This is a genomic window from Streptomyces showdoensis (assembly GCF_039535475.1).
GTDB classification, from domain to species: Bacteria; Actinomycetota; Actinomycetes; order Streptomycetales; family Streptomycetaceae; genus Streptomyces; species Streptomyces showdoensis.
Window position 1 is genome coordinate 39,876 of sequence record NZ_BAAAXG010000017.1, and the last position, 12,993, is coordinate 52,868.

Consider the following 12,993-nt stretch of genomic DNA (forward strand, 5'->3'; position numbering starts at 1 on the left):
GGGGCCTTCGGGGCGCTGCTCTACTCGATGGTAACCACCCTTCTCCCAGGGCTTGTTGGGCGTGGCACGTCCATGGTTACCTCGGGTAAGCCCTTCCGTTCCCCCCTCTCTCGCCGGCCCTCGGCCTCCCCAGAAGGAACCCCCATGCCCTCCTCTCGTCAGACGGGCTCAGCCCGCGCCCGCGGTCGTTTCGGCACCGCCCTCGCCGCCGCCCTCGCCCTCCTCGCGGCCCTCGGCGGCACCGGCGCCGCCGCGCCGCCGCAGGAGGCGGGCGCGGAGCCCCTGCGCGAGGTGATGTTCGTCGGGAACAACTGGGACGGCACCGCCGATGTCATCGCCTCCCGTGGCGACTTCGCGCGCGTCGGGCGGGTGAACGTGATCCCCGACCGCGAGGAGCGGATGCGCGAGATCCACCTCGATCCGATCAAGCTGGCCTTCTTCCTCGGGGTGCGCAGCGGCCCGGGCGAGGGCCACGACCAGTTCGTCGACGACATGTACGCCACCCCCGACGGCGCGGCCATGGTCGTCTCCCGGCCCAGCTTCGCCGACGTCGTCTCGCTCGACCTGCGCACCGGAAAGGTCAACTGGCGCTTCCCCGTGGCCGGTTACCGTGCCGACCACATGGCGGTGTCGCCCGACGGCACCCGGGTCGCGGTCTCCGCCTCCACCGCGAACACGGTGCACGTCCTCGACATCGTCACCGGCCGCCAGCTCGGCTCCTTCAAGACCGGCGACAAGCCCCACGAGAACGTCTTCACCTCCGACGGCCTCCTGTGGAACATGTCCATCGGCGAGGTCACCACCGCCCTCGACGCCCCCTGGCTCGACTGGACCAAGGGCGACCGGAAGATCACCGTCGTCGACGCCGCCACCCTGAAGACCGTGCGCGTCATCGACATGCGCGAGCGGCTGGACGCCTTCGGCCGCGGGGACCTCTCCGACGCCGTGCGGCCGCTGGTCTTCACCCCCGACGAGAAGAAGGTCTACTTCCAGGTCTCCTTCTACAACGGCTTCCTGGAGTACGACGTCGCCACCGACCGCATCACCCGCACCAAGGTCCTCCCGGGCAATCCGGCCACCAGCCCGGACCGCACGACCTGGGTCAACGACTCGCGCCACCACGGCCTCTCGATGAGCCCGGACGGCGGCAAGCTGTGCGTGGCGGGAACCATGGACGACTACGCGACGATCGTCGACCGGGCCACCCTCCAGCAGGGCCCGCTCGTCGAGGCCGACAAGCCGTACTGGGCCACGGTGAGCGGCGACGGGACGTCCTGCGTGATCTCCGAGAGCGGCGCCGACCGGGTGACCGCCATCGACTTCGCCACCGGCCGGAGGGTGGCCACCGTCGCCGTCGGCGACCACCCCCAGCGGGTCCGGCTCGCCCACGTGCCCGCCGACTGGACCGGCCCCGCCGCCCACTGAGACCGCCAGGCGCAAGGGGCCCGCCGGATCGGATCCGGCGGGCCCCTTCCGTACCTCGTGCGCGCGGTCTAGGACCGGCTGACCGTCAGCTCGTAGAGCGAGTAGCCCCACTGGGTGGCGCGGGTGACCCCGTGGACCCGCACGTAACGCGCCGGCTGCGACGCGAACTCCGCCGTGTCGTAGCCGCCGTCACCCGCCTCCGTGGACCAGGCGCTCTTCCAGTTCGTGCCGTCCTCCGACAGCTCGATCCGGTAGCCGCGGGCGTAGGCCCGCTCCCAGTCGAGGGTGACCCGGCCGACCCGGCGCACCTCGCCCAGGTCCACCTGCAGCCACTGGTCGTCCGACCACTCGCTGGCCCAGCGGGTGCCGGTGTCGCCGTCGACCGTGAGGCCGGGGGAGTAGTCGACGAAGGGGTTCCACCACTGGGTCGTGGAGGCCGAGGCCGGCCGCCCCGAGGCCAGGTTGACGCCGAGCTCGTGCTTCTCGGTCGCCTTCCAGGTGGTCAGGTACGACTCGGCGCCGCGCGACAGCTCGTCGACGACACCCGGACCGCCCGGGGTCAGCCGGATCTGCTCGACCCAGTCCGGCACCAGGCCGTTGTGCGCGGCGCCGTCGGTGTTGAGGTCCCAGGTGCGCTCCCCGGTGACCTGCCGGTCGAGGACCGAGCCGCCGTCGAAGCTGCGGAAGGGGTACTTCACCGCGTTCGGGGCGTCCGCGCCGGCCGGCCCCGGCCAGCCGCCGACCCCGTTCATGTCGGTGCCGTAGCCGAGCCCGACCCCGTACTTCTTGCGCAGCGCCGCCTTCTGCGCGGCCTCCCCGATGAAGCCCTGGGCGCCGTGCATGTACTCGGCGACGAAGCCGCCGAGACGGTAGACCCGCTCGGTCCAGTCCAGGTCCATCCAGCTGTGGCTGGAGATGACGCCCGGGTACTCCTCGGCCTCCAGCATGTCCAGGGCGCGCCCGGCCGCCTTGACGCTCATGTGGTCGAGCTCCAGCATCATGCCGCGCTGCATCATGCCCTTCAGCGCGTACTCGCCGAGCCGGGTCAGCCCGCGGGTGTTGCACTTGGCGTTGGAGGCGTACGAGGGGACGCTCACCCCGGCCGGCAGCTTCTCGGCCATCGCGGCGGGCGCCACCAGGCCGATCGGGTTGTCCTGCTGCGGGCCCGCGCACTGCTCGGTGGTCCAGAAGGTGCCGGTGGACAGGAACTGGCCGATGTTCACGGCCACACCGGTGGTGCCGCTGTCGAAGCGCACCCCGCACAGGGCGTTGTCGAACTTGTGGCAGAGGAACATGCTGCGCACGCCGAGCCCGTACAGCTCGTCGAGGCCCTTGTCGATGTCCGCCTTGCCGCACTGGGCGACGTCGAGGATCTGCTTGCAGCCGAAGGGCTCCGAGGTCTCGACGCCGAGCACGACCGCCAGCTTGCCCTGCTCGATCACCGAGCGGGCCTGGGCGGCGTCCAGGACGATGCGGAACCAGCCCTTGCCGGGGCCGCCGTACATCTTGTCGATGTAGGCCTGCATCTCGTAGGACTTGCGGGCCTCCAGGCGGATCGCGTCCATCTCGTCGCAGCCGCGGTCGCGGGGCAGCAGCGAGCAGATCAGCCCGTTGGTGACCAGGTCGTTGACGAGGACCCGCTGGCCGCCGCGCCAGGCGCGCTCGACCCAGGCGTAGTAGTTCTGCTGGTGGCTCAGCGAGTTGTTGGCGGGCCAGTCCTTGAAGGTGGGCCAGCCGACCGGGTCGTGCTTGCCGTTGTCACCGCCGGTCAGGTGCTCGAAGAGGGCGCCGGAGCCGTCCGGGTAGTGCTCCGGACAGTCCTTGAGCGCGTCGGCGACGCCCGCCTCGGAGAAGGTCTGGCCGCAGATCATGCGGCCGCCGAAGCCCTCGTTGGACATGAGGTGGTTGTGCGCGTCGATGAAGCCGCGCACCTTGCCCTGGGCGTCGGTGCCCTTGAAGGGCGTGCCCGTGACGTTGATCTGGGAGTCGGGTGCGGGCCGTGCGGTGGGTTCCCACCACGAACCGGCGTCGGCCGCGGGGACCGGCCCCGCGCCGAAGACGACGGTGGCCAGGGCGATGAAGAGCGAGACGAGGGCGAACCGCCCGCCCGCTCTGCGCGAAGTTGGTCGAGTCATGGTCAGCGATGCCTTCGGTCATGGGGGTGTACCGGGCTGGGGCCGCCGGGTGTTTCTTGCGGTAACAGCGGTTGGGCCCGAGGATCGCGAGGATCGCCGAGTGAGTCAAGAGTCCGGGTCAAATGACCTGTTGATGATCCGTCAGCCCCCGATGAGCGTCACCAGCTGATCGGCGGTCGCGTCGAGCAGCGCCGCCGCGGTCCGCTCGTCGCCGAGCACCAGGTACTGCAGGGTCAGTCCGTCGATCATCGCCGCCAGCAGGTGCGCGAGCAGCGAGACCGGCGCCCGCGGCTCGACCTCGCACACCGCGCAGACCTGCTCGATCAGGGTGGTGCCGGAGGCCACGTACTGCTCGTACTGGGCGCGGGCCAGGTGCTCGAACCCCTCCTCGCGCAGCGCGTACTGGGTGAGCTCGTAGGTCAGCATGTGCTCGGCCGGGTGGGCGGTGACGTGGTCCCAGTACGTGCCGAGCGCGCCCCGGACCGTGTCGCGCAGGGTCGCCTTGGGCTCGACCGCGGACATCACGCGGGCGACGTAGTGGTCGGTGATCGACTCGATGGCGGCCTCCAGGAGCGCCTGCTTGGAGTCGAAGCAGTAGTGGAAGACGCTCAGCGAGACGCCCGCCTCGGCGCAGATCGACCGGGTCGTCGTCCGGGCCACGCCGTCCCTGGCCATCGCCCGCACCGCCGCCTCGACCAGCTGCCGGCGCCGTTCGGCCGACGGCATCCGCGCCATGGTTCCTCCTCGTATCGGCTCCACCGGGGCCGACAGGGTAACCGCAGGAGCCGGGGAAGCCGGAGGCGCCACGGAGGGGCACCTCGCCGTAACCGGCCGAACTCGTGGGCGCAGAGGGCTTGTCAGTGCAATTTCACATTACTATGTTACAGCTCACGCGGTGACGGTACTCCGTCAAGTCCCTACGTGAGCCCGGGACTCGGCCGCGGTGAACCCCCACATCCCCTTCCCCGACCAGGAGTCCCCAGGTGACCCAGCACAGAGCTGTGCGTTCCTCCCTCCTCGCCGCCGCCGTCGCGGTGACCCTCGTCGCCTCGGCCGGCCAGGCCGTCGGCCAGGTGGCCCCGGAGCGCCCGGCGGCCGTGCCCGCCGCCTTCGCCGCCGGCCCCGCCACCGGCGCGAGGCCCTCCCACGCGTCCGACGAGGTCGACCACCTCGCGAACGCCAAGCCCGGCAAGCCCGCCCCGGCCCCCGCCCCGGGCGGCGGCCCCGAGGCCCGCGTCCCGGGCCCCGCGAAGAGCGCGGCGGGCACGGCCCCGAAGGCGGCGGCCCGCGCGGCCGAGGCCCCCACCCTCGCCTCCGGCGTCCCCTGCACCCTCGACGGCATCACCGGCCTCTCGCCCGAGCGGTTCGCGGACTTCCTCGCCGACAGGGCCGTCACGGCCGACGTCTGCCTGCGCGGCCTGATCTGGCGGTGGGACGCCCGCCTGGCCCCCGTCATGTCGGACGCGCACGTCCAGGCGGTCTCCCGTCGCATCTCGGCGCTCTCCGCCACGCACGACGGCACCAACTCGACCAACCTGGAGGAGATGTTCACCTATCTCCACGCGGTCGTGTACCACGACTTCTCGCGCACCGAGATCGACGTGACCGACGCTCCCACGGTCGACGCGATGCGCCGCGCGATCGCCGACTTCGGCAACGCCGCCCGCACCTTCGACGTCACCCCGACCAACGCCCGCACCCTGCGGGAGGCCCTCTACGCGGGCAGCGGCCCCGGCCTGCGCCAGCACCAGCTCGGCCTCATCACCCGGGTGCTCGCCACCATGGACGCCTCGCACACCGCGACCAACCGGAGCGCCGACTGGGCCGGCGCGGCGCTCGCCGGCCTCTCGACCAACTACCTGGGCGTCTACCCCGGCAACCAGGACGCCGCCTTCCAGGCCGCCGCGAAGGCGGACCCCGCCTACCGCGCCGCCTTCCGGGCCTTCGCCGGCTACGGCCACCTCAAGGGCACGTCCAACGCCTGGGTGGTCCGCGACGCGCTCGGCGAGTACGGCCGCTTCGGCCAGATCGACGGCCTGAAGGACTCCATCGCCGCCGACCTCGGCACCGTACTGGGCACCGTCCAGTCCACCTTCGGCCTCAGCGTCCAGTGGGGCTCGGTCGTCTCCTGGCTGAACTACTACAACGCCTGCGCGCCGTACGGCGTGTGCAAGGCCGACATCGAGAAGAAGCTCTTCCCCAACACGTTCACGTACGACAACGGCGGCATCAAGGTCCGCACCGCCCTGGACCGGGCCACCGTCGACCAGCTGTACTACGCGAGCAAGCAGGTCAAGTCGCAGTTCCACCGCGTCCTGGGCACCGAGCAGCCGCTCGCGGGCGACACCAACGGCACCCTCAACATCGTGCTCTACGCCTCGCGCTTCGACTACGAGGTCTACCACCCGGTCCTGACCGGCTACGGCACCAGCAACGGCGGCGTCTACATCGAGAACGGCGCCACCTTCTACACGTACCAGCGCCGCGTCCCGGAGGACTCCAGCCTCACCCTGGAAGAGCTCTTCCGGCACGAGTACACCCACTACCTCAACGGCCGCTGGGCCGTCCCCGGCACCTTCGGCCAGGGCCCCTGGTACCAGAACGACCGCACCACCGCGATGGACGAGGGCACCGCGGAGTTCTTCGACGGCGCCACCCGCGACAACGGCATCGCCGTCCGCAAGTCCCTGGTGCGCGGCATCGTCAACGACACGGCCGGCGGCGGCCCGCGGATGAGCGTCCGCCAGCTCCTGCACGCCACCTACGACGGCGACGGCTTCCGCTTCTACAACTACGCGGGCACGTTCTTCGAGTTCCTGTGGACCGAGCGCCCGAGCCTGCTGCGCGAGATGTACACCAACCTGCGCGCGAACGACGTGGCCGGCTACGACGCCTGGCGCGAGCGCCTGAGCGCGGACCCGGGCCTCCAGGCGGCGTACGACCGCTTCCTGGACGCCCAGATAGCCCAGCTCGACAAGCTCTACGTACCGAACACCACGTTCACCCCCAACGACCAGCTGCGCGACACGAGCGCGCAGGCCGTCCGCTCGGCCTTCGCCACGGCCACGTACAACAACCCCGACTGCGTGGAGAACGGCGACCCCGGCAAGAAGCGCTTCGTCTGTACGGGCCGGATCACGGCCAACCTGAAGGACGCGAACAGCCCGGACCAGGTCTTCAAGGACATGTCGGAGACGGTCGACTACTTCATCCTCGACCGGGCCGGCGCGGCATCGAACAACCTGGCCGACATGAACTGCTCCTTCGGCCCGGTGGAGATCTGGTCCACGAGGGTCGCGGGCACGTCCGGCTTCACCTGTGAGGGCCCGCTCCGCACCTGACCGGTCAACTCGTCGCTGCCCAGGTCCTCGAGGGCCTGGGCAGCGCCTGAAGAATGTGACATATTACTGCCGTGCCCAAGAGACACCCCCTGGACGCCGTGATCATCGGCGCCGGCGTAGTGGGAGCAGCCTGCGCCTACTACGCGGCCCGCTCCGGCCTCACCGTCGCCGTGGTCGACCGCGGTCCCGTCGCGGGCGGCACCACCGGTGCCGGGGAAGGAAACCTGCTCGTCTCCGACAAGGAGGCGGGCCCCGAGCTCGACCTGGCGCTGCTGTCCACAAGACTGTGGCGCGAGCTGGCCGGCGAACTGCCGGACACCGAGTACGAGCCCAAGGGCGGTCTCGTCGTGGCGCCCGACGAGACCACCCTGAAGGCCCTCCGCACCTACGCGGAGGGCCAACGGGCCGCAGGCGTCGAGAACACCGAGATCACCCAGAACGCCCTGCCCGCCCTGGAACCCCACCTGTCCCGGGACATGGCGGGCGCGTTCCACTACCCGCAGGACGCCCAGATCCAGCCCGCGAAGGCCGCCGCCCGCCTCCTGGAGGCGTCAGGCGCGACGACGTACCTGGGCGAACGGGTGACGGACATCCTCACCGACGACGGCGGCGCCGTCCGCGGCGTACGCACCACCCGCCGCGAACTCCTGACCCCCAACGTCGTGAACGCGGCGGGCACCTGGGCGGCCGAGGTCGCGGCCCTCGCCGGATCGAGCCTCCCCGTCCTCCCCCGCAGGGGCTTCGTGCTGGTGACGGAACCCCTGCCCCGCATCGTCCGCCACAAGGTCTACGCGGCGGACTACGTCGCGGACGTGGCCAGCGACTCGGCGGCCCTCCAGTCTTCCGCGGTGGTGGAGGGCACCCCGGCGGGCCCCGTCCTGATCGGGGCCACCCGGGAGCGCGTGGGCTTCGACCGCACCCTCTCCACCGAGGCGCTGCGGCGCCTGGCGACCCAGGCACAGGCACTCTTCCCGATCCTGGCAGAGGTCGACGTCCAGCGCGTGTACCACGGCTTCCGCCCGTACCTCCCCGACCACCTGCCGGCCATCGGAGCGGACCCGAGGGTCCCGGGCCTGCACCACGCGTGCGGCCACGAGGGCGCGGGCATCGGCCTGGCCCCGGCGACGGGAGCCCTGATCGCGGCGGCCCTCACGGAAGGCCGACCGCCCCTCGACCCGACCCCGTACCGCCCGGACAGGGACTTCACCGAAGGATCCGCTCCATGACCCGCCCCACCGGCGGGAGCGGCCCCCACGCCCCGACCCACGGAGCACCGAGATGACCACCCCGCGCGACCTGGTGGGCGGCGAGCCCACCGCCACGCACACCGTCACCTTCGACGGCCGGGAACTCCCCGCACAAGCAGGCCAGACCGTCGCCGCGGTCCTCTGGTCCGCGGGGATCCTGTCCTGGCGCACCACCCGCGGAACCGGCGCGCCCAGAGGTGTCTTCTGCGGCATCGGCCAGTGCTTCGACTGCCTGGTCACCGTCAACGGCACCCCCAACCAGCGGGCGTGCCTGGTCCCGGCGGGCCCGGGCGACACGATCACCACCCAGGAGGGAACCGGACGTGCCGAACTCGGCTGCTGACCTCGCGATCGTCGGCGCGGGCCCCGCGGGGGCTCGCCGCCGCCGTGACCGCCGCCGACCTGGGCCTGTCCGTGGTCCTCCTGGACGCGGGCCGACGCCCCGGCGGCCAGTACTACCGCAGCCCCGCCCCCGGACTGGGCGCGGAACGCCCGCAGGCCCTGCACCACGACTGGCAGGCCTTCGCGTCCCGCGAGGCGCGCCTGCGCAAGGCCGACCGGGTGGAGTACCACCCGGAGACCCACGTGTGGACGGTCCTGCCGAACAACGAGGGCTGGACGCTCCACGCCCGCACGAACACCGAGCAGCCCACCACGGTCCACGCGCGCGCGGTCCTCCTGGCCACGGGCGCGTACGAACGCCAACTCCCCTTCCCCGGCTGGACGCTCCCGGGCGTCGTGGGCGCCGGCGGGGCGCAGGCGATGCTGAAGAGCGGCCTGGTGCTGCCCGGCCGCCGCGTCGTCGTGGCGGGCAGCGGCCCCCCTGCTGCTCGCGGTGGCGGCGACGCTCGCCGCGGCGGGCGCCCGCGTCCCGGCGGTGGTGGAGGCGGCCGCGTACACCGGCTACGCCCGCAGCACCGGCACGCTCCTGCGGAACCCGGCGAAGCTGTTCGAGGGCGCCCGCTACGGCGCCGCGCTGGCGAGGCACCACGTGCGCCCCGCTGACCCGCCACGCGGTGGTGGAGGCGCACGGCACCGACCGGGTCGAGGCCGTGACGGTGGCGCGCCTGGACCGCGACTGGCGCCCCGTCCCGGGGACCGCCCGCCGGATCCCGTGCGACGCGCTGGCGGTGGGCCACGGCCTGGTCCCCGAACTGTCCCTGGCCACGAGCCTGGGCTGCGCGACGAGGACGGCACCGGACGGAACGGTGGCGCTGGAGGTCTCCCGGGACCAGCGCACCTCGGTCCCGGGCATCTGGTCGGCCGGCGAGACGGGCGGCATCGGGGGAGCCCAACTGGCGCTCGCCGAAGGCGAACTGGCGGCACACGCGATCGCGTCCAGCCTGGGCGGGCCCCACGGGAGGCGAGGCGGCGAACCGCCTCCGCCGCACCCGCACCCGTCTGCGCGCCTTCCGCGGACGCGATGGCCGCGGCCCACCGCCCCGGCGCGGGCTGGACGGCCTGGCTCCGCGAGGGACACGGACGTCTGCCGCTGCGAGGAGGTGCGGACGGCCGAGATCCGGGAGGCGACGGACGAGCTGGGCGCCCGCGACGCGCGTACGGTCAAGCTGCTGACCCGGGCCGGCATGGGCTGGTGCCAGGGCCGCATGTGCGGCCCGGCGGTGGCGGCCCTGTGCGGTACGGGCCCGACCCCGGACCGCAGGCCCCTCGCGTGCCCGGTCCCGCTCCGCCATCTCGCGGAACTCCCTTCGGACCCCGCCTAATCAGACCCCCCGGCCCTCTTGTGGCCGCCCCACACCCCTCAGTAAAATGTCACACACTACAAAGGAGTAACCATGCCCGACAGCACCACCGCACCCGCCACCACCCCCGGCACCTGGACCCCCGCCCGACCCTGGCGCGGCATCATGGTCGCCACCGCCCTGCCCCTGCGCGAGGACCGCTCCGTCGACTACGACGCCTACGCCGCCCACGTCCGCTGGCTGATCGACAACGGCTGCGACGGCGTGGTCCCCAACGGCTCGCTGGGCGAGTACCAGACGCTCACCGACGAGGAGCGGGCGCGCGTCGTCCGCACCGCCGTCGAGGCCGCCGGCGACGGTGCCAGGGTGATGCCGGGCGTCGCCGCGTACGGCAGCGCCGAGTCGCGCCGCTGGGCGGAGCAGGCCGCGGAGGCGGGCGCCGGTTCGGTCCTGCTGCTGCCGCCGAACGCCTTCCGCGCCGACGAGGAGGCCGTGCGCGCCCACTACGCGGACGTCGCGAAGGCCGGACTGCCGATCGTGGCGTACAACAACCCGATCGACACCAAGGTCGACCTGACCCCGCGCCTGCTCGCCCGGCTGCACGCCGACGGCGCCATCGTGGCGGTGAAGGAGTTCAGCGGCGACGTGCGCCGCGCGTACGAGATCGCCGAACTCGCCCCGGAGCTCGACCTGCTGATCGGCGCGGACGACGTGCTCCTGGAGCTGGCCCTGGCCGGTGCCGTGGGCTGGATCGCCGGCTACCCCAACGCGTTCCCCGCATCCTGCGCCGAGCTGTACCACGCCGCCGTCGCGGGCGACCTGACGACCGCGCTGCCGCTGTACAGGTCGCTGCACTCGCTCCTCCGCTGGGACTCGAAGACCGAGTTCGTGCAGGCCATCAAAGTCTCGATGGACCTCGCCGGCCGCCCCGGCGGCGCGACCCGCCCGCCGCGGCACCCCCTGTCGGGCGAGACGCTGTCGGCCGTACGCTCCGCCACGGAGAAGGCCCTGGCCGACGGCCACCACTGACAGCCCGCCGTCCCGCCGCACCGGCCGACGCCGACCACCGACCGAGGGGAACCATGCGCACCAGTCACGTCTACCACGCGGTCAACTCGCATACCGAGGGCATGCCGACCCGCGTGATCACCGGGGGAGTCGGGGTGATCCCCGGCGCCACCATGGCCGAGAAGCGCGTCCACTTCATCGAGCACCTGGACCACCTGCGCACCCTGCTCATGTTCGAGCCGCGCGGCCACTCCGCGATGAGCGGCGCCATCCTCCAGCCGCCGACCCGCCCCGACGCCGACTACGGGGTCCTGTTCATCGAGGTGTCCGGCCTGCTCCCGATGTGCGGCCACGGCACCATCGGCGTCGCCACGGTCCTGGTGGAGACCGGCATGGTCCCGGTCAGCGAGCCGGTGACGACGGTCCGGCTGGACACGCCGGCCGGGCTGGTCAGCGTGGACGTGAAGGTGGAGGACGGCGCCGCCCGCTCCGTCACCCTCACCAACGTCCCCGCCTTCAGCGCGGGCCTGGACCTCAAGACCGAGGTCCCCGGCTTCGGCACGGTCACCTACGACCTCGCGTACGGCGGCAACTTCTACGCCTTCGTGGAGCTCGACTCCATCGGGCTGCCCTTCGACCGGGCCCGCAAGGAGGACCTGCTCGCCTTCGGGCTGTCCCTCATGGACGCGATCAACGCGGGCCCGGACCGCCCGGTCCACCCGGAGGACCCGCACCAGGGCGGCGTGAAGCACGTCTACCTGGCCGCCCCCGGCTCGGACGGGCGCCGTTCGCGGCACGCCATGGCGATCCACCCCGGCTGGTTCGACCGCTCCCCGTGCGGGACGGGCACCAGCGCGCGGATGGCCCAGCTGCACGCGCGCGGACTCCTCGGCCCGGACCAGGACTTCGTCAACGAGTCCTTCATCGGGGACCGAGTTCACCGGCCGGATCGTGGGCGAGACCACGGTCGGGGGCCTCCCGGCGATCGTGCCCACGGTCACCGGCCGGGCCTGGATCACCGGCACGGGCCAGTACTTCCTCGACCCGACCGACCCCTTCCCGGCGGGATTCCTGCTGTGAGCTCCACGGAGGTGCGGACCACCGACTACCACACGGCCGGCGAACCCTTCCGGATCGTCGACCTGGCCGCCGCCGGCCTGCCGCCGCTGCCCGGCGACACCGTCGCCGAGCGCCGGGCCACCCTCCTCGGCCCGGGCGGCGACGGCACCGCGCCGCGCCCGGGCCCGCTGGACGGCCTGCGCCGGCTGCTCGTCCGGGAGCCGCGCGGCCACGCGGGCATGTACGGCGGCTTCGTCGTGCCCCCGGACGACGACGGGGCGCACCTGGGCGTCCTGTTCTGGCACAAGGACGGCTACTCGACGGCCTGCGGCCACGGCACGATGGCGCTCGGCGCCTGGGCCGTGGACTCCGGCCGGGTCGCCGTCCCCGAGGACGGACGGGACGTCGAGGTGCGGATCGACGTCCCGTCAGGGCGGGTCGCCGCGACCGTGCACCGCGCGGGAGGGCCGCACCACCGGCGTCACCTTCCGCAACGTCCCGGCCCGCGTGACCGGCCGGGCGGTCCCGGTCGCCACGAGCCTGGGCACGGTCGAGGTCGACCTCGCGCACGCCGGCGCCTGCTACGCCTCGGTCCCCGCCTCCGCGTTCGGCCTGCGCGTGGACCGCGCCGACCTGCCCGGACTGGTGGCCGCGGGCCGGGAGATCCGGGTCGCGCTGGCCGGCCACCCGGCGACCCGCCACCCGGGCCGGCCGCTGCTGTCCGGGGTGTACGGAGTGATCCTGTACGAGGACCTCCCCGACACCCCGGCCGGACCGCGCCAGCGGAACGTCACCGTCTTCGCCGACGGCCAGATCGACCGCTCGCCCTGCGGCTCCGGCACCTCCGCCCGGCTCGCCCTCCTCGCCGACGAGGGGCGCCTGAAGGAGGACGACACGCTGACCCACGAATCCGTCGTGGGCACGGTGTTCACGGGCCGGCTCGCGCCGGGAGGGGCGGGCCCGGAGGGCCTGGTGACCACCGTGACGGGCAGCGCGCACCGCACGGGCGAGCACCTGTTCACGCTCGACCCCTACGACGCCCTCGGCTCGGGGTTCGCCCTGTGACGGCCACCCC

Annotated in this window: 7 protein-coding genes and 3 pseudogenes; 8 read left to right on the forward strand and 2 right to left on the reverse strand. The window is 72.9% G+C overall.

Annotation, left to right across the window (positions count from 1 at the left end; all coding sequences use genetic code 11):
• Positions 1-144 precede the first annotated feature (144 nt).
• Complete coding sequence (locus tag ABD981_RS10895; RefSeq protein ID WP_046910241.1) at positions 145-1,425, forward strand: YncE family protein; 1,281 nt, start codon at positions 145-147, stop codon at positions 1,423-1,425.
• Positions 1,426-1,493: 68 nt separating this feature from the next.
• Here the strand turns inward: ABD981_RS10895 and ABD981_RS10900 are convergent, their stop codons facing one another.
• Both ABD981_RS10900 and ABD981_RS10905 read right to left on the reverse strand, forming a co-directional pair.
• On the reverse strand, positions 1,494-3,560 hold the full coding sequence (locus tag ABD981_RS10900) for a galactose-binding domain-containing protein (protein WP_046910242.1): 2,067 nt from the start codon (positions 3,558-3,560) through the stop codon (positions 1,494-1,496).
• Positions 3,561-3,701: 141 nt separating this feature from the next.
• Positions 3,702-4,295, reverse strand: a complete 594-nt coding sequence (locus ABD981_RS10905) for a TetR/AcrR family transcriptional regulator (protein ID WP_046910243.1) — start codon at positions 4,293-4,295, stop codon at positions 3,702-3,704.
• Positions 4,296-4,543: 248 nt separating this feature from the next.
• Between ABD981_RS10905 and ABD981_RS10910 the strand changes: the two genes are divergently transcribed.
• The 7 genes and pseudogenes from ABD981_RS10910 (at position 4,544) to ABD981_RS10940 (ending at position 12,983) form a co-directional block, all read left to right on the forward strand.
• A complete protein-coding gene (locus ABD981_RS10910) occupies positions 4,544-6,901 on the forward strand; it encodes a collagenase (protein WP_046910244.1) in 2,358 nt (785 codons plus the stop codon).
• Positions 6,902-6,972: 71 nt separating this feature from the next.
• Positions 6,973-8,127 (forward strand): NAD(P)/FAD-dependent oxidoreductase, encoded by a 1,155-nt coding sequence (locus ABD981_RS10915; RefSeq protein WP_046910245.1) that lies wholly within the window; start codon positions 6,973-6,975, stop codon positions 8,125-8,127.
• Positions 8,128-8,179: 52 nt separating this feature from the next.
• Complete coding sequence (locus ABD981_RS10920) at positions 8,180-8,491, forward strand: (2Fe-2S)-binding protein (protein WP_046910246.1); 312 nt, start codon at positions 8,180-8,182, stop codon at positions 8,489-8,491.
• Positions 8,472-9,872 (forward strand): annotated as a pseudogene (locus ABD981_RS10925) (FAD-dependent oxidoreductase). The gene ABD981_RS10920 and the pseudogene ABD981_RS10925 overlap by 20 nt, the downstream one beginning before the upstream one ends.
• Positions 9,873-9,944: 72 nt before the next feature.
• On the forward strand, positions 9,945-10,880 hold the full coding sequence (locus ABD981_RS10930) for a dihydrodipicolinate synthase family protein (protein WP_046910248.1): 936 nt from the start codon (positions 9,945-9,947) through the stop codon (positions 10,878-10,880).
• A gap of 53 nt (positions 10,881-10,933) precedes the next feature.
• Positions 10,934-11,939: pseudogene (locus ABD981_RS10935) on the forward strand (proline racemase family protein).
• Positions 11,936-12,983, forward strand: a pseudogene (locus ABD981_RS10940) (proline racemase family protein). Before ABD981_RS10935 ends, ABD981_RS10940 begins: the two co-directional pseudogenes overlap by 4 nt.
• Positions 12,984-12,993 lie beyond the last annotated feature (10 nt).